At 70.7% G+C, this 15,557-nt stretch carries 15 protein-coding genes; 5 read left to right on the top strand and 10 right to left on the bottom strand.

The window, feature by feature from the left end:
* Nucleotides 1–83 precede the first annotated feature (83 nt).
* The 3 genes from QNA09_RS04035 (at nucleotide 84) to QNA09_RS04045 (ending at nucleotide 2,915) form a co-directional block, all read left to right on the top strand.
* Nucleotides 84–1,628, top strand: coding sequence for a YhjD/YihY/BrkB family envelope integrity protein (locus QNA09_RS04035; RefSeq protein ID WP_010593127.1), 1,545 nt, complete (start codon nucleotides 84–86; stop codon nucleotides 1,626–1,628).
* Nucleotides 1,625–1,864: a DUF3618 domain-containing protein gene (locus QNA09_RS04040; protein WP_010593126.1), complete on the top strand. Its 240-nt coding sequence runs from the start codon at nucleotides 1,625–1,627 to the stop codon at nucleotides 1,862–1,864. Before QNA09_RS04035 ends, QNA09_RS04040 begins: the two co-directional genes overlap by 4 nt.
* Nucleotides 1,865–2,021: 157 nt before the next feature.
* Nucleotides 2,022–2,915 carry a hypothetical protein gene (locus QNA09_RS04045; RefSeq protein WP_010593125.1) on the top strand — a complete coding sequence of 298 codons (894 nt, stop codon included), beginning with the start codon at nucleotides 2,022–2,024 and terminating at the stop codon, nucleotides 2,913–2,915.
* Nucleotides 2,916–2,949: 34 nt separating this feature from the next.
* On the opposite strand, the gene QNA09_RS04050 is transcribed toward QNA09_RS04045, so the two are convergent.
* The 8 genes from QNA09_RS04050 to QNA09_RS04085 form a co-directional block, all read right to left on the bottom strand.
* On the bottom strand, nucleotides 2,950–4,842 hold the full coding sequence (locus QNA09_RS04050; protein WP_010593124.1) for a propionyl-CoA synthetase: 1,893 nt from the start codon (nucleotides 4,840–4,842) through the stop codon (nucleotides 2,950–2,952).
* Between the two features lie 127 nt (nucleotides 4,843–4,969).
* Nucleotides 4,970–6,472, bottom strand: coding sequence for a carboxyl transferase domain-containing protein (locus tag QNA09_RS04055; protein WP_119699485.1), 1,503 nt, complete (start codon nucleotides 6,470–6,472; stop codon nucleotides 4,970–4,972).
* 60 nt (nucleotides 6,473–6,532) lie between these two features.
* Entirely contained in the window at nucleotides 6,533–7,723 is a 1,191-nt protein-coding gene (locus tag QNA09_RS04060) for an ABC transporter permease (protein WP_010593122.1), read from the bottom strand.
* Nucleotides 7,720–8,610: an ABC transporter ATP-binding protein gene (locus QNA09_RS04065; protein ID WP_010593121.1), complete on the bottom strand. Its 891-nt coding sequence runs from the start codon at nucleotides 8,608–8,610 to the stop codon at nucleotides 7,720–7,722. The genes QNA09_RS04060 and QNA09_RS04065 overlap by 4 nt, the downstream gene beginning before the upstream one ends.
* A 33-nt stretch (nucleotides 8,611–8,643) precedes the next feature.
* Nucleotides 8,644–9,189, bottom strand: coding sequence for a hypothetical protein (locus QNA09_RS04070; protein WP_017679388.1), 546 nt, complete (start codon nucleotides 9,187–9,189; stop codon nucleotides 8,644–8,646).
* On the bottom strand, nucleotides 9,186–9,476 hold the full coding sequence (locus QNA09_RS04075) for a helix-turn-helix transcriptional regulator (protein ID WP_010593119.1): 291 nt from the start codon (nucleotides 9,474–9,476) through the stop codon (nucleotides 9,186–9,188). The genes QNA09_RS04070 and QNA09_RS04075 overlap by 4 nt, the downstream gene beginning before the upstream one ends.
* Nucleotides 9,477–9,588: 112 nt before the next feature.
* A complete protein-coding gene (locus tag QNA09_RS04080; RefSeq protein ID WP_010593118.1) occupies nucleotides 9,589–9,963 on the bottom strand; it encodes an RNA-binding S4 domain-containing protein in 375 nt (124 codons plus the stop codon).
* A complete protein-coding gene (locus tag QNA09_RS04085; protein ID WP_040274299.1) occupies nucleotides 9,960–11,597 on the bottom strand; it encodes an ABC-F family ATP-binding cassette domain-containing protein in 1,638 nt (545 codons plus the stop codon). Before QNA09_RS04085 ends, QNA09_RS04080 begins: the two co-directional genes overlap by 4 nt.
* 86 nt (nucleotides 11,598–11,683) lie before the next feature.
* Between QNA09_RS04085 and QNA09_RS04090 the strand changes: the two genes are divergently transcribed.
* Nucleotides 11,684–12,508: an aldo/keto reductase gene (locus QNA09_RS04090; protein WP_010593116.1), complete on the top strand. Its 825-nt coding sequence runs from the start codon at nucleotides 11,684–11,686 to the stop codon at nucleotides 12,506–12,508.
* Nucleotides 12,509–12,682: 174 nt separating this feature from the next.
* Nucleotides 12,683–13,189, top strand: coding sequence for a pyridoxamine 5'-phosphate oxidase family protein (locus QNA09_RS04095; RefSeq protein ID WP_010593115.1), 507 nt, complete (start codon nucleotides 12,683–12,685; stop codon nucleotides 13,187–13,189).
* A gap of 76 nt (nucleotides 13,190–13,265) precedes the next feature.
* Here the strand turns inward: QNA09_RS04095 and QNA09_RS04100 are convergent, their stop codons facing one another.
* The gene (locus tag QNA09_RS04100; RefSeq protein WP_017679390.1) at nucleotides 13,266–14,330 is read right to left on the bottom strand and encodes a S1C family serine protease; all 1,065 of its coding nucleotides are present in this window, start codon (nucleotides 14,328–14,330) and stop codon (nucleotides 13,266–13,268) included.
* The gene (locus tag QNA09_RS04105; RefSeq protein ID WP_017679391.1) at nucleotides 14,327–15,427 is read right to left on the bottom strand and encodes an NAD(P)-binding domain-containing protein; all 1,101 of its coding nucleotides are present in this window, start codon (nucleotides 15,425–15,427) and stop codon (nucleotides 14,327–14,329) included. Before QNA09_RS04105 ends, QNA09_RS04100 begins: the two co-directional genes overlap by 4 nt.
* Between the last annotated feature and the right edge of the window lie 130 nt (nucleotides 15,428–15,557).

Here is a 15,557-nt window from a genome sequence, read left to right on the forward strand (position 1 = left end):
GGGGGCCCGGCACACCGCACCGGCGGCGGTCGCGTGCCGGCCGTGGCGTTTGGTCCGTCCGTGCCACGGGTACATCGGGAACCATGACCGCAGATCACCGGGTCCGCGACGGGTCGGAGGCCCCGGCCGACGATTCGCGCAAGCCCGACTCGCCGACCGACCTGACCACACCGTCGTGGAAGTACGTGCTGCGCAAGACCGCTCGCGAGTTCAGTCACGATCAGTGCACCGACCTCGCCGCCGGCCTCACCTACTACGCCGTCCTGTCGCTGTTCCCCGCTCTCCTCGTGGTCGTGTCGCTCCTCGGCGTGTTCGGCCAGGGGGGGACGACGGTGGACACGGTGCTGCAACTGGTCGAGGACCTCGGGCCCACCGACGCGGTGAACACGCTGCGCGGCCCCGTCGAACAGTTGGTGCAGGCACCGACCGCGGGCCTGGCTCTGATCCTCGGTATCGCCGGCGCCCTGTGGTCGGCCTCCGGCTACGTCGGTGCGTTCGGCCGGGCCATGAACCGCATCTACGAGATCGAGGAGGGGCGACCGATCTGGAAGTTGCGGCCCTGGATGCTCCTCATCACCGCGCTCGCCCTGATCGCAATGGGCGCGACGGCGCTCATGCTCGTCGTCAGCGGTCCCATCGCCCGGGCCGTGGGAGACGTGATCGGGCTCGGCGAGACTTCGGTGATGATCTGGAACATCGCGAAGTGGCCGGTCATCCTGCTGCTCGTGATCATGATCATCGCGGTTCTGTATTACGCGACGCCGAACGTGTCGCAGCCCAAGTTCCGCTGGATCAGCATGGGCGCGACCATCGCGATCGTCACGTGGATCGTGGCGTCCCTCGCGTTCGCCTTCTACGTTTCCAACTTCGGTAGCTACAACAAGACGTACGGCTCGCTCGCCGGCGCGATCGTCTTCCTCCTGTGGTTGTGGATCACCAACCTCGCGCTGCTGTTCGGCGCGGAGTTCGACGCCGAGCTCGAGCGCGGACGTCAGTTGCAGGCCGGTATCGAGGCGGAGGAGACGCTGCAGCTGCCGCCCCGGGACACCCGCAACATCGAGAAGAACGAGGAGAAGCGGCAGGAAGACATCGAGCGCGGCCGCGAACTCCGGCTCGCGCACGCCGCGTCGGGCCGCGAAGGCGCCGACGATGCGGAGGGCGACAGACCGGCCCCAGACGTCGCACGACACGGAAAGGACTCGACGATGACCGCGTCCCCCGGCGGCACGCACAGTGCCACGGACCCGAGCGAACTGTCCACCGCGCAACTGATCGAGCGGCTCAGCATTCAGGTGCCGACCCTCGTGCGCACCGAGGTCACCCACGCCCTCGACGAGGTGAAAGCCAAGGGCACCCGCGTCGGCGTGGGCGTCGGCGTCGCCGGCGCCGGGCTGATGTTGATCTACCTCGGCGTCGGCGCCCTCATCGCGACCGCGATCCTGGGGCTCGCCACCGTGCTCTCCCCGTGGCTGGCCGCGTTGATCGTCTCGTTGATCGTCCTGGCGGTCGGCGGCACCCTGGCCGCCGTCGGCGCGTCGCGGGCCAAGAACTCGGCCCCACCGGTGCCCAGCGAGACGGCGGAGAGTGTCCGCAAGGACGTGAACACCGTGAAGGAGCATGTGCGATGACCGGTCCCGAACCCGTACCGTCCGTCGAGCAGCAGCGCGCCGAGCTCGCCGCAACCGTCGACGAACTCGCGCAGCGCGTGGACGTGCCGGCACGCACCAAGGCCGCCGCCCACGAGAAGGTCGAAGCCGCCAAGCAGACCGCTGCCGAGAAACCGCAGATCGTCGCCGCTGTCGTCGGCAGCGTGGTGGCCGCGCTCGCGGTGCGGGCGGTGGTGCGGCGCCGTCGCCGACGCTGACATCCGCTCACTACACAGTCATCCGCTGCGACGACGGTCGCAGCGGATGACTGTGTGCGAAGCGGGTGTTGTCCACAGGCGGGCGTTCCATCCACAGATTCGGCCGTTCGGTGGCACGAGCGGCCCGTTCCCGTCACCGTCGCGGCACGCTGAAGCGGTGACCGAACCATTGCTGCGACGTTCCGCACTGGCCGCGGGACACACCGACGCCGAGCTGCGGCGCGCGGTGCGACGCGGGGAACTCCAGCGCCTGACCCCGGGCGTGTATCTCGACGCCGACGGCGTGCAGCTCCTCGACGACGTCGGGCGGCACCGACTGCTGGCGCGGACCGTCGGCACCGGACTCCGTCCGGCCGCCGCGATCAGCCACATCTCCGCGGCGGTCCTGCACGAATTCGACGTGTGGCAGACCGATCTCGCTCTGATCCACACCACCAACGGGCGCTCCGCCGGTGGGCGCCGGGGCCCAACGCGCTACGTGCACGCGGCGGTGCTCGGCGGCGACGTCGTGCAGCTCGACGGCGTGCGGGTCACCTCACCGGCGCGCACCGTCGTCGACCTGGCGCGAACGCTGCCCGTGGAGGAGGCCGTCGTCGTCGGGGACAGCGCGCTGCGCCGATATCCCGACCTCGACTTCCGAGCTCACTTCGACGCGCCGCGCGCGGGGATCGCCGCGGCGCGACGCGTCGTCGGGTTCCTCGACGCCCGGAGCGAAAGCCCCGGCGAGTCCCTGAGCCGGCTGCGCCTGCGCGACGCGGGTCTCCCGGTCCCGGTCCTGCAGCGGACGATCCACACCCCGGGCGGTGTGTTCGTCGCGCGCGTCGACTTCTTCTGGGAGCAGTGGGGCCTCGTCGGCGAATTCGACGGGATGGTCAAGTACGGCACCGTCGACGACGTGCGCGCCGAGAAGCACCGCGAGGACGCGCTGCGTGACCTGGGGCTGCAGGTGGTGCGGTGGACGTGGCCGGAACTGTTCCGGTTCGACGTGGTCGTGGAGCGACTCCGGCGAGCCGTCCATCGCAGCCGCTCGGCCCCCAGTCATCCGCTGTGACGATCGGAAAAGCGGATGACCGGCGGGCGAGCGGTTATCCGCGCAGTTGCTGCTCGAGCGCCTCGAGCACCGACGGGTCTTCGATCGTCGACGGCACCGTGTACTGCTCGTGGTCGGCGATCTGCCGCATCGTCTTGCGGAGGATCTTGCCGGAGCGGGTCTTCGGCAGGGCCTGCACCACGGTGACGTCCCGGAACGTCGCCACCGCGCCGATCTGCTCGCGCACCATCGCCACGAGTTCCTGCCGCAGCGTCTCCGGATCGATCTCGACACCGGACTTGAGCACCACGTAACCGGACGGCCGCTGACCCTTGAGCTCGTCGCGGATGCCGACGACCGCGCACTCGGCGACGGCCGGATGCGACGCGACGACGGCCTCCATGCTTCCGGTCGACAGGCGGTGACCGGCGACGTTGATGACGTCGTCCGACCTGCCCAGGACGAACACGTAGCCGTCCTCGTCGACGTAGCCGGAATCGCCGGTGAGGTAGTAGCCCGGGAACGTCTCCAGGTACGAGCGCCGGTAGCGGTCCTCGTCCTGCCACAGTCCGGTCAGGGTGCCCGGCGGCAGCGGCAGCGCGATCACGATGTTGCCCTCGGTGTTCGGTCCGACCGGCTTACCCTCCGCGTCGACGATGTCGAGGCGGTAGCCGGGCACCGGCACCGTCGGCGAGCCGGCCTTGATCGGCAGGGGCTCGAGTCCGCGCAGGTTCGCCGCGATCGCCCATCCGGTCTCGGTCTGCCACCAGTGATCGACGACGGGCCGGTCGAGCACCTTCGTCGCCCACTCGTAGGTGTCCGGGTCGAGCCGCTCGCCCGCCGCGAACAGCGTCCGCAGGGAGGAGATGTCGTAGTTCTCCAGCTCCTTCGCCTCGGGGTCCGCCTTGCGGACCGCGCGGATCGCGGTGGGGGCGGTGAACAACGCGACGACGTCGTTCTCGTTGATGATCCGCCAGAACGCACCGGCATCCGGCGTGCCCACCGGTTTGCCCTCGTACATCACGGTGGTCGCGCCGATCAGCAGCGGGCCGTAGACGATGTACGAGTGGCCGACGACCCAGCCCACGTCGGAGGCCGTCCACCACACGTCGCCGGGGGAGATGTCGTAGATGTTGCGCATCGACCAGGTCAGGGCCACCGCGTGCCCGCCGTTGTCGCGCACCACGCCCTTCGGCTTCCCCGTGGTGCCGGAGGTGTAGAGGATGTACAGCGGGTCGGTGGCGGCGACGGTCACCGGTTCGGCGGGGGCCGCGTCGGCGACGAGCTCGTCCCAGTCGAACCACGTGGCCAGGGAGGTCTTGTAGTCGGCCGCCGTGCCCGGGATCATCTCCCGGTTCTTGACGATCACGGTGTGCGGCGGGGTCTGCGACAGCGACAGCGCCTGGTCGACCATCGGCAGGTATTCGACGGTGCGACCCGGTTCGAGTCCGCCGGAGGCGGTGACGAGCAGAACGGGCCGGGCGTCGTCGATGCGGGTGGCGAGCTCCTTGGCGGCGAACCCGCCGAACACCACCGAGTGCACGGCGCCGATGCGGGCGCACGCGAGCATCGCGATCGCCGCCTCCGGGATCATCGGCATGTAGATCACGACGCGATCCCCGGCGACGACGCCCTGATCGCGCAGCACCCCGGCGAATGCCGCGACCTCGTCCAGCAGCTCGGCGTAGGTGTAGGTGTGCTTGGCGGGGACCATCGCCGAATCCCAGATCAGAGCGGGCCGGTCGCCGTGCCCGGCCTGCACGTGCCGGTCGAGGGCGTTGAAGCTGGTGTTGAGCGTGGCGTCGGGGAACCAGCGGAACGACGGTGCCTGCGAGCCGTCGAGGGCCCGCGTCGGCGCGGCCACCCAGTCCACGGCGCGGGCCGCCTCGAGCCAGAATCCCTCGGGATCCTCCACGCTCTGCCGGAAGGCCTCCGCGTACGAGCTCATCGATTCGCATCCTCTCTGACCACAGCTTGTGACGCCGACCACCCTATTCGAGATTCCCCGCCGGAAGGCACTGCCCGTTCGGCCGGTGCGCCGGGCGGCGCCTCGGCGTCGGTGAGCGGGGTGGCAGCTACCGGGGCAGGCCCAGCTTCCGGTAGCGCTCGAGCCGCCGCAGGTACCGCAGCGTCGCGTCCTGACCGACCAGCACGCCGAGTTCGCGGGCGACGGCGGCCCCGACGCGTTTGGCGAACTCGGTGGGCTCCTCCGCGGCGTCGGGGAACTCGGGGATCACACCGTCGACGACACCGTCGCGCAGCAGATCCCGGGAGCGGATGCCCTGGGCCGCTGCCATCTGCGGGGCGTGCGCGGTGTCGCGGTGCACGATCGCGCTGGCGCCTTCGGGCGGCAGCGGGGCGAGCCAGCCGTTCTGGGCGCACAGCACCCGGTCGGCGGGCAGCAGCGCCAGGGCGCCGCCGCCGGTGCCCTGTCCGAGGAGCACCGACACCGTAGGGGTCGGCAGAGTCACCAGGTCGGCCAGGCAGCGGGCGATCTCCGGCGCGAGTCCGCGCTCCTCTGCCTCCTTCGACAACGAGGCTCCGAGCGTGTCGATCACCAGCACCAGCGGAAGGCGGAGCTCGTCGGCCAGCCGCATCGCGCGCCGCGCCTCACGCAGCGCGCCCGGACCCATCGTCCGGGCCGCGGACTGGCCGCTGCGGTCCTGACCGAACAGCACGCACGACGCGCCGCGGAACCGGGCGAGCGAGACCAGCACGGTGCGGTCGGACTCGCCCTGCCCGGTGCCCGACAGCGGAACCTGCGCGGATGCCGCATGCCGCAGCAACTGCCGGATGCCGGGACGATCCCGCCGGCGGGAGAGCATCACCGACTGCCACGCCGGAACGTCGGGCACGGCGGCGGCGGAGGTGACCGCGGGACCCGCCGACGCGTCGACGGTCGTCGGCTCGGTGAGCACGCGGAGCATCCGGTGCACGAGCTGGCGGACCGCGGCGAGGGGCACCACCCCGTCGATCACGCCCTTCTGGGACAGGTTCTCGGCGGTCTGCACGCCCTCCGGGAAGTCCTCGTGGTAGAGCGCCTGATAGACGCGAGGTCCCAGGAAGCCGACGAGGGCACCGGGTTCCGCGGCGGTGACGTGCCCGAGCGAACCCCACGAGGCGAACACCCCGCCGGTGGTGGGGTTGCGCAGGTACACGAGATAGCCGAGGTGCGCGGCCTTGTGGGCGGTGACGGCCGCTGCGATCTTGACCATCTGCACGAACGCGAGGGTGCCCTCCTGCATCCGGGTGCCGCCGGACGTGGGGGAGGCGAGCAGCGGCAGCTTCTCCCGCGTGGCGCGTTCCACGGCGAGGACGATGCGCTCGGCCGCCGCCACCCCGATCGATCCGGCGAGAAAGGCGAACTCGCAGGCGATCACCGCGATGCGCCGGCCGTGCACGGTTCCGACGCCGGTGATCACGGACTCGTCCACCCCGGACTTCGCCGCCGCGGCCTCGAGCTCCGCACGGTACTGCTCGTCGGGGTGCACGTCGACGGGGGCGGTGTCCCAGGAGTGGAAGCTGCCTGCGTCGAGCACGCTGTCGATGAACTCCTGCGCCGAGATCCTGGGGGCCATGGCACGACCCTAGCGGTGTGTCCTTCGGGCGCCTCCCGCCTCCCGAAGGACACACCGCCACTACGCGCCCACGGCTTCCTTCCACGTGACGACGCGGCCGATGCGCAGGATGGACCGGCGGTAGATCCGCGCCCCGAGCACGCTCAGGGCGGCGGTCACGAGCAGCATCAGCACGATGGTGCCGACGATCTGCAGCGGTGTCGCCACGCCGGCAGCGATGCGCAGCGGCATCAGGATCGCCGAGAACGGCGGGATCCAGCTCAGCACGGTGCTCCACGTCGACTCGGGGTCGTCGACCGAGGAGAAGGCCGCGAAGAACATCGCGACGATGAGCACCATCAGCGGCGACGCCGTGGCGTTCACGTCCTCCTGCCGGGACACCATCGACCCGGCAGCGGCGTAGAGGACCGCGAAGAACGCGAACCCGAGGACGAACCAGCCCAGGGTGCCGGCGAGCGTGCCCAGGGCCGTGCCGGTCACGGTGAGCGTCCCGGTCGCGAGACCGGCACCGACCCCGGCCACTCCGTATGCGGTGAGTTGCAGCAGCCCCACGGCGCCGATGCCGACGATCTTGCCCCACAGCAGCTGCAGCGGGCGCAGCGTCGACAGCAGCAGTTCCACCACGCGCGACGACTTCTCCTCGACCACGCCCATCGCCACGTACATGCCGAACATCATGATCTGCATGTACAGCAGCACGACCGCGGCGATCGCCAGGGTGGTGCGCTGCCCCTGCTCCGGGTCCGGGGGATCGAGCGCTTCGACGGTCACGGTGGCGCGGGCGGTGTCCGCCGCCAGCGCCGACGGGTCGACGCCGCGCGCGGTGAGGGCGTCGACCTGGGCCTGCTGCGCGACGGCCGTGTCGATCGTCGCGCGCAGGGCCGGATCGATCTCCGATTCGGCGACGGCCGTGACCGAACCTCCCGGGCCCGGGATCAGCGCGACGTCGAGTTCGCCGTCGCGCACCCGGTCGCGACCGTCCCCGGCGTCGGGGACCTCGGAGACGTCGACGGAGCTGCCGGTGGCGTCCCCGATCGCGCTGATCGTTGCGCCGAGCGCCGGGTCGCCGACGACGCCGACGGTGGCGGCTTCGTCGTCGCCGGCGAACAGCGACACGGCGACGATGCCGCCGACGATGGCGAGCAGGACGATCGCGTTGCTGATCAGGAAGCTCTTCTTGCGGACCTGGGTGAGGAACTCGCGGCGGGCCACCAGGGCCACGGCGTGGACGGGACTCAGCGGGGCGCTCACGCGGCCACCACCTCTCGGAACAGGTCGGTCAGCGTCGGGCGATGGACGGAGAATTCGTGCACGGGACCGGTGGCGAGGGCGGCCCGGAGGATCTGCTGGTCGTCGGCGCCCTTCCCGAGCAGCAGAACGGTGCGGCCACCGCCGTGGGCGACGGTGGTGACGCCGGGCAGGTCGGCGGCCCAGCCCTCGGGGGCGTGCGGGGCGTGCACCTCGAGCCGGGCCGCGCCGTGGCCGCGCAGCTCGTCGACGGTGCCGACGGCGCGCATCGTTCCCTTGGAGATGATCCCGACCCGGTGGCAGAGCCGCTGCACGAGGTCGAGTTGGTGGCTCGAGAAGATCACCGGCACTCCGGTTTCGGCCTTCTCGATCAGCACGTCGCTCATGACGTCGACGGCGACGGGGTCCAGGCCCGAGAACGGCTCGTCGAGGACCAGCACCTTCGGATCGTGCACCAGGGCGGCCGCGAGCTGGACCCGCTGCTGGTTGCCGAGGGAGAGCGCGTCGACGGCGTCGTCCACGCGCTCGGCGATGCCCAGCCGGCCCGTCCATCGTGCGACGGCGGCGTCGGCCTCGGATCGTGACAGTCCGTGCAGGCGAGCAAGGTACGACAGTTGCGCTCCGACCTTCATCTTCGGGTACAGCCCGCGTTCCTCCGGCATGTACCCGATGGTGCGGCGCACGTCGAGGTCGACGGGCCGGCCGCCGAGCCGCACCTCGCCGGAGTCGGCGGCGAGGACACCGAGGACGATCCGCATGGTGGTGGTCTTCCCGGCGCCGTTGCTGCCGACGAAGCCGAACAACTCCCCGGGTCGCACATCGAAGGTGACGTCGTCGAGTGCGACGACGTCGCCGTATCGTTTCGAGACACCGTTGATCGTGAGCGTCACGTTTCCTCCGTCTTCCTCGGGTCGTTCTCTGCGTCAGTCGGTTTCGTCGGGATCGGGACTGTTCCAGGCGAGGATCATCGCGGGCAGGCACCCGCCGATCAGCGTCGCGGTCAGCGTCATGAGCCCGCCCGCATAGGCCATCCTGGGATGCATGCCGTCGGTCTGTACGCTGCCGACGACGAGATAGAGCACCGGAATCATCACCAGCGACTGGGTCACGGTCAGGGCGATCGAGCGAGCACTGTTGCGTTCCTGGATCTCTCGTTCGTCGAGTGCCGCGCGCGGGGCGTCGCCCTGCCTGCCGGAGACGATCTGCAGTGAGATCCACAGGGGGAAGAACGCCAGGCACGCCGGCAGCCACAGCAGTGGTCCCCGTTCGAAGAAGTGGCACAGCACGCCCACGGTGAACATGAGGACGAACGTGGCGGCGAGGGCCACGACGAGGATGCGACGGCGTCGTCGAGTGCGCCAGCGCGGCAACATGTTCCGGAACTTCTCCTCGTTCCTCAGGAAGCGCCGGGTGCGGTAGGCCTCGTACCGTTCGAGGAGAGTGGCATCGTGGACGGGCATCTCGGTCACTGTGCGTCACGTCCTTCGGTTGCGGTGCGGATTCGGTACACCTCGGTGGACAGCGGCCCGAACTCGGTGCGGGAGAACACGGCTTCGACCGGGAGGCCGAAGACGTCGCAGATGCGGAAGGCGAGGTCGAGGCTCGGGTAGTGGTCGCCGCGTTCGAGGGCGCCGACGGTCTGGGGATTGACCTCGACGAGTTCCGCGAGTTGCGCGCGGCTCATTCCGCGTTCCGCGCGCAGGACGCGGATGCGGTTGTGGATCGGCAGGGTTTCCCCCCGACGTACCGGGCTCATGCAACGAATTGTTGTAAAAACCCAACGTTTCGTCAAGTGGAAGTTGCCGCAGAGTGCGCGAAACGGACATCGACAACCCTCGGTATGTTCGTGATGTCCGAGACGGATGAGGCTACTCGAGCAGCCCGCGGAGCCGGTCGATCTCGCGCCGGTCCCGCTTGGTGGGCCGGCCCGTGCCGCGGTCGCGGCGCGGGAGGGAGGCGAGGATCTCCTTGGGCGGGGGTGGGGGACTGTGGTCCTCGTAGGCCTGTGCTGCGATCGGTGCACCCACCCGCTTGGTGAGCAGCTGCGTCACCCGCACGATCCGTTCCGCCCCGGCGACCCGCACCCGCACCTCGTCGCCGACCTTCACCGCCTGCGACGGCTTCGCGGGGGTGTCGTTGACCCGTACGTGCCCGCCCCGGCACGCGGCCGCAGCCGCGGATCGCGTCTTGAACAGGCGTACCGCCCAGGTCCAGCTGTCCACCCGCACACTGCCCGGCGTCATGCCGGTTCCTCCGTCAGCCGCCCGCCGTCGAGGTGCCATCGGCGGGTCGAACGGGTGGTCGCGAGCATCCGGCGGTCGTGGGTGACCAGCATCAGCGTGCCCTCGAAGCTGTCGACGGCCTGCTCGAGCTGCTCGATCGCAGGCAGGTCCAGATGGTTCGTCGGTTCGTCGAGCACCAGCAGGTTCACCCCACGGGCTTGGAGCAGGGCGAGTCCGGCCCGGGTGCGTTCCCCCGGCGACAGGGACGACGCGGACCGCAGCACGTGGTGACCCCTGAGCCCGAACTTGGCGAGCAGCGTCCGCACGTCCGCGTCCGGCCAGTCCGGCACCTGCGCGGCGAACGCGTCGACGAGCGGCTCGTCGCCCTCGAACAGCGCGCGTGCCTGGTCGACCTCGCCGATCTTCACGCCCGACCCGAGGGTCGCGGTGCCGGCGTCGGGGCGGATGCGGCCCAGCAGCGTGCGTAGCAGGGTCGTCTTCCCGGCGCCGTTCGGGCCGGTGAGAACGATCCGGTCGCCCCACTGCAACTGCGTGGTGACGGGCCCGAGCACGAAGTCGCCGCGGTCGACGCAGGCGCCGTCGAGGGTGGCCACCACCGTGCCGCTGCGCGGTGCCGCGGCGATCGACATGCGCAGCTCCCACTCCTTGCGCGGTTCCTCGACCACGTCGAGGCGCTCGATGCGGCGCTGCGTCTGCCGCGCCTTCGCCGCCTGCTTCTCGGTGGCCTCGGCGCGGAACTTCCTGCCGACCTTGTCGTTGTCCTTGGACTTGCGCCGGGCGTTGCGAACCCCGTGCTCGAGCCAGTTGCGTTGCATCCGGGCGCGATCCTCGAGCTCCTGCTTGGTGTCCGCGTACTCCTCGTACGTCTCGCGGGCGTGCCGCCGTGCCACCTCCCGCTCGACCAGGTACGCCTCGTAGCCGCCGTCGTACACCGCGATCTGTTGCTGGACCGGATCCAGTTCGACGATCCCGGTGACCGTGCGGGCCAGGAACTCGCGATCGTGGCTGATCACCATCAGCGCGGTGCGGGTCTCGGCGACGAACCGCTCGAGCTGATCGAGCCCGGCCAGATCGAGGTCGTTGGTGGGCTCGTCGAGCAGCAGCACGTCGTACCGCGAGAGCAGCAGGGCCGCCAGCCCGGCCCGCGCCGCCTGCCCTCCCGACAGCCCCGTCATGGGCGCGTCCAGCCCGACGTCGAGGCCCAGGTCGGCGACGACCTTCTCGGCGCGTTCGGCGAGATCCGCGCCGCCGAGCGCGAGCCACCGCTCCAGGGCGGGGGTGTAGTCGTCGACGTCGGTGCTCCCCAGCGCCTCGGCCGCCGCGTTCATCGCGTGCTCGGCCGCGGTGACACCCGTTCGACGGCCGAGGAAGCCGAGGATCGTCTCGCCCGGGACGCGCTCGGGTTCCTGGGCGAGATACCCGACCGTGGCGTCGGGCGGACCGAACGCGACCGTGCCGGTGACGTCGGCGGTGCCGACCCCGGCGAGCGTCGCGAGCAGGGTGGACTTGCCTGCGCCGTTCGCGCCGACCAGACCGATCACGTCGCCGGGCGCGACGGTCAGGTTCAGGTCGGTGAACAGGGTGCGTTCGCCCCGGGAGGCGGACAGGCCGCTGATGCGCAGTGTTGCAGTCACCTCTCGATTATCCCCACGCCCGCCGCGGGGTTTCCGGATGGTGGGATGCGGGGAACACCGGGCGGCCGGATCCGGTTGCGTCGATCATGACCGTTCCCACGATCACCCTCAACGACGGCAACACGATTCCGCAGCTCGGCTTCGGCCTGTGGCAGGTCGAGGACGAGCAGAGCTACGACGCGGTGACCGAGGCGCTGCGGGTGGGCTACCGCAGCATCGACACCGCGGCGATCTACGGCAACGAGGCGGGCACGGGCCGCGCGCTGCGCGACTCGGGCGTCCCCCGCGACGAGCTGTTCGTCACCACCAAGCTGTGGAACAGCGACCAGGGCTACGACTCGACGCTGCGCGCCTTCGACACGAGCCTCGCTCGGCTCGGCCTCGACTACGTCGACCTGTACCTGATCCACTGGCCGGCACCGGGCCAGGACCGCTACATCGACACCTTCCGCGCCTTCCAGAAGATCAAGGCCGAAGGCCGGGCCCGTTCGATCGGTGTCTCCAACTTCCGGATCGAGGACCTCGACCGGCTGATCGACACCGTCGGCGAGGTCCCGGCCGTCAACCAGATCGAGCTGCATCCGCGGTTCGACCAGGCCGAGCTGCGGGCCTACCACACCGGCAAGGGCATCGCCACGGAGGCGTGGAGTCCCCTCGGCCAGGGCACCGTGCTCGACGACCCCACGCTGACCTCGATCGCGCAGGCTCACGGCCGCAGCGTCGCGCAGGTGATCCTGCGCTGGCACATCCAGCTCGGCAACATCGTCATCCCCAAGTCCGTCACCCCCGAGCGCATCGCGAGCAACTTCGACGTCTTCGGCTTCGAGCTGACCGCGGACGACCTCGACCGGATCCGCGGGCTGCACGACGACAGCGGCCGCATCGGCGGCGACCCCAGCACGTTCTCCTGATCGGCGGCGGCGGCGGTGGTGGTGACCGAATGTGACACGCGTTCGATCTGATCGACGCAATGTGACATTCGGTCACCGCGTTCGGCCTGCACGTGCGGCCTGCACGATGAGTTCTCCCGGTCTGGCCGGTCCGTATCGATACGGGCTCCGGCCGGAGCCGGGAGAGGAGTCGTCGTGAGTACACCGGTCACCACCACCGTCGATGCGCGTTTCGGGGACGACGGGGAGCCGCCCCTGCCGTGGTCCGACACCGAGGAGCTGCTCGAGTCCGCACAGCTGTACTGGCTCAGCACGGTCCGGCGCGACGGCGTCCCGCATGTGACGCCGCTGATCGGACTGTGGCATGCGGGCGGATTCGTCTTCTGCACGGGTCCGGGTGAGCAGAAGACCCACAACCTGCGGCACAACGATGCCGTCGCGGTCACCACGGGTGTCGCGACCTGGGCGGCCGGCACGGACGTCGTCGTCGAGGGCCGCGCCCACCGGGTCACCGACGGCGACGCGCTACACGCCGTCGCCGAGGCGTACTACGTCAAGTACGGCCAGCAGTGGCGTTTCGAGGTCCACGGTGACGCCGTCGGTCCGGTGGACGATCCGGGCTGGGTCTTCCGCGTCGTGCCGAGCAAGGTGCTCGTCTTCGCCAAGGGCCCGTTCGGCCAGACCACGCACCGGTTCGCCTGAGCTGCCCGTGGGCCGAATGTCACATCCGGTCGATGTGATCGACTGAATGTGACATTCGGCCAAAGGGGTTCGGGGGTCAGCGCGGCGGGCCGACGTCCAGGACGACGCGGGCGGTGCGGTGCCGGCCGGTGACGTCGAGCCAGCCGATCTCCACGCTGTCGCCCGGACGGCGCGCCATCAGCATGTCCTCGAGGTCCACCGTGGTCGAGACGGGGCGCCCGTCGAACGCGACGATGACGTCGCCGATCTCGAGGCCGGTGCCGGCGGCGGGGGTGCCGTAGCCGACCCACAGCACTTCGGCGCCCGTTTCCTCGTTGCCGGTCCGGTCGGTGGTGACGCTCACGCCGAGCAGCGGGGTCGGGCCGACGTGCACCGTCCCCGCGCTCGTCCCGGTACGGACCTGGTCCACCACGTCGAGGGCGGTTCCGATGGGCACTGCGTACGCCTCGGGTGGATCGGGGACGGCGGCCGGGTCCGGTTCGACCGCCCCGGCGGTGTTGACCCCCACGACGGTGCCGAACGCGTCGACGAGCGGACCACCGGAGTCTCCGGGCCGGATCGCCGCGCTGACCTGCAGCATTCCGCGCAACCGACGTAGCGATCCGTCCATCGAGTCGCGCACCGACACCGTCTTGTCGACGGCGACGATCGTGCCGGGTGCCGGCACGACGACGCCGCCGCCGTCCGCGTTGCCGAAGGCCGTCACGGGCGAGCCCGGTTGGGGAAGGGGCGTCTCGGTCACGGCCGCGACGGGCAGACCGGCGGCGGAGCCGAGTTGCAGTACGGCGATGTCGAGGGTGGAGTCGTAGCCGAGCACCGCGACGTCGTAGCTCGCGCCGGTGTGGGGGCTCACCGCGCTGATGTCGGTGGCTCCGGTGACGACATGGTGGTTGGTGAGCACCGTGCCGTCGGCCGTGAGGACGATGCCGGTGCCCGAGATGCCGCGCCAGCCGCGGTTCGCGGTGAGGGTGACGACGGCCGGAGCGATCCGTGCCGAAACCTCCTCCGCCGTCGGCGGCACGATCGGCAGAGCGGGCGCCGCGGGCGGTGGTGGCGGCACAGCGATCTCGACCGTCGCCGGTGCGGTGAGCACCAGGCCGGCGGCCACCATCGCCAGAACGGCGCCGAGGCGGCGGATCACGGCCCCGGCGCGGTGGCCGCGAGGTGGTCGACGAGTTCGCGGGCGGCGGCGCGACCGGCGCGGTTCGCGCCGATGGTCGACGCCGAGGGCCCGTATCCGACGAGATGGATCCGCGGGTCCGCGGCGACCTGCGTCGCCAGCTTGCCCGTCATGGTGATGCCGCCGCCGGGATTGCGCAGGCCGAGGGGGGCGAGGTGGTCGAGGGAACTGCGAAAACCGGTGCACCAGAGGATGACGTCCACGTCGAGCGTGGTGCCGTCGGACCATCGGACGCCGGTCTCGGTGATCTCGTCGAACATCGGGAGGCGGTCGAGTGCGCCGCGTTCACGCGCCGCGCGGATCGCGGGCGTGACCGGCAGACCGGTCACCGACACCACCGATCCGGGCGGCAGGCCCCGCCGGACCCGGTCCTCGACGAGTGCGACGGCGGACCGCCCGAGCTCCGGCGTGAAATCCTCGTCACGCCAAGCAGGTTCGCGGCGGGTGACCCAGGTGGTGTCGGTGACGCGGGAGATCTCGTCGAGCAGCTGCACCGCCGAGATGCCGCCCCCGACGACGAGGACGTGCCGGCCGGCGAACTCGTCGGCGCTGCGGTAGTCCCGGGTGTGCAGCTGTCGTCCGCGGAAGCGCATCGCCCCCGGGTACCAGGGCACGAAGGGGTGTTCCCACGTGCCGGTGGCGTTGACCAGCCCGCGGGCGGAATACACCCCGTGGTCGGTCTCCACCCGCAGGCGCTCGCCGCGGTCGCACACCACGCCGACCTGGACGGGGCGGTGCACCGGCAGGTGAAAGCGCGCCTCGTAGGCGCGGTAGTACTCGGGCACCGCGGAGGAGGCCGGGACCTGTCCTGCGGTGGTGTCGACCGCCTCGGAGAACGGCCACCCCGGCAGGTCGTGCACTCCGTTGACGGTGCTCAGTGTCAGGGAGGGCCACCGCTGCTGCCATGCGCCGCCGGGGCCGAACGACCGGTCCAGGACGACGAACCCGGACTGCGGTTCGATGCCGAATCGTCGCAGGAAGTAGGCGGTGGACAGCCCGGCCTGACCCGCGCCGATCACGACGACGTCGACGGTGGTGGCCGGTGTGTCCGTCGTCATCACCGCTCTCCCTTCCGTGGGTCCGTCTTCATGATGCACCGACGTGTCCGTCGCATGATGCACCGACGTGTCCGTCGCATGATGCACCGACGTGTCCGTCGCATGATGCACCGACGTGTCCGTCGCCGCT

Source organism: Rhodococcus sp. AH-ZY2 (genome assembly GCF_030916465.1).
Lineage (GTDB): Bacteria > Actinomycetota > Actinomycetes > Mycobacteriales > Mycobacteriaceae > Rhodococcus > Rhodococcus ruber.

Bases quoted from the DNA above. Each gene is read 5' to 3' on its own strand.
- QNA09_RS04090 (WP_010593116.1), top strand. From the start codon at position 11,684: ATGACCGTTCCCACGATCACCCTCAACGACGGCAACACGATTCCGCAG.
- QNA09_RS04040 (WP_010593126.1), top strand. From the start codon at position 1,625: ATGACCGGTCCCGAACCCGTACCGTCCGTCGAGCAGCAGCGCGCCGAG.
- QNA09_RS04105 (WP_017679391.1), bottom strand. From the start codon at position 15,427: ATGACGACGGACACACCGGCCACCACCGTCGACGTCGTCGTGATCGGC.
- QNA09_RS04055 (WP_119699485.1), bottom strand. From the start codon at position 6,472: ATGGCCCCCAGGATCTCGGCGCAGGAGTTCATCGACAGCGTGCTCGAC.
- QNA09_RS04080 (WP_010593118.1), bottom strand. From the start codon at position 9,963: ATGACGCCGGGCAGTGTGCGGGTGGACAGCTGGACCTGGGCGGTACGC.
- QNA09_RS04035 (WP_010593127.1), top strand. From the start codon at position 84: ATGACCGCAGATCACCGGGTCCGCGACGGGTCGGAGGCCCCGGCCGAC.
- QNA09_RS04050 (WP_010593124.1), bottom strand. From the start codon at position 4,842: ATGAGCTCGTACGCGGAGGCCTTCCGGCAGAGCGTGGAGGATCCCGAG.
- QNA09_RS04075 (WP_010593119.1), bottom strand. From the start codon at position 9,476: ATGAGCCCGGTACGTCGGGGGGAAACCCTGCCGATCCACAACCGCATC.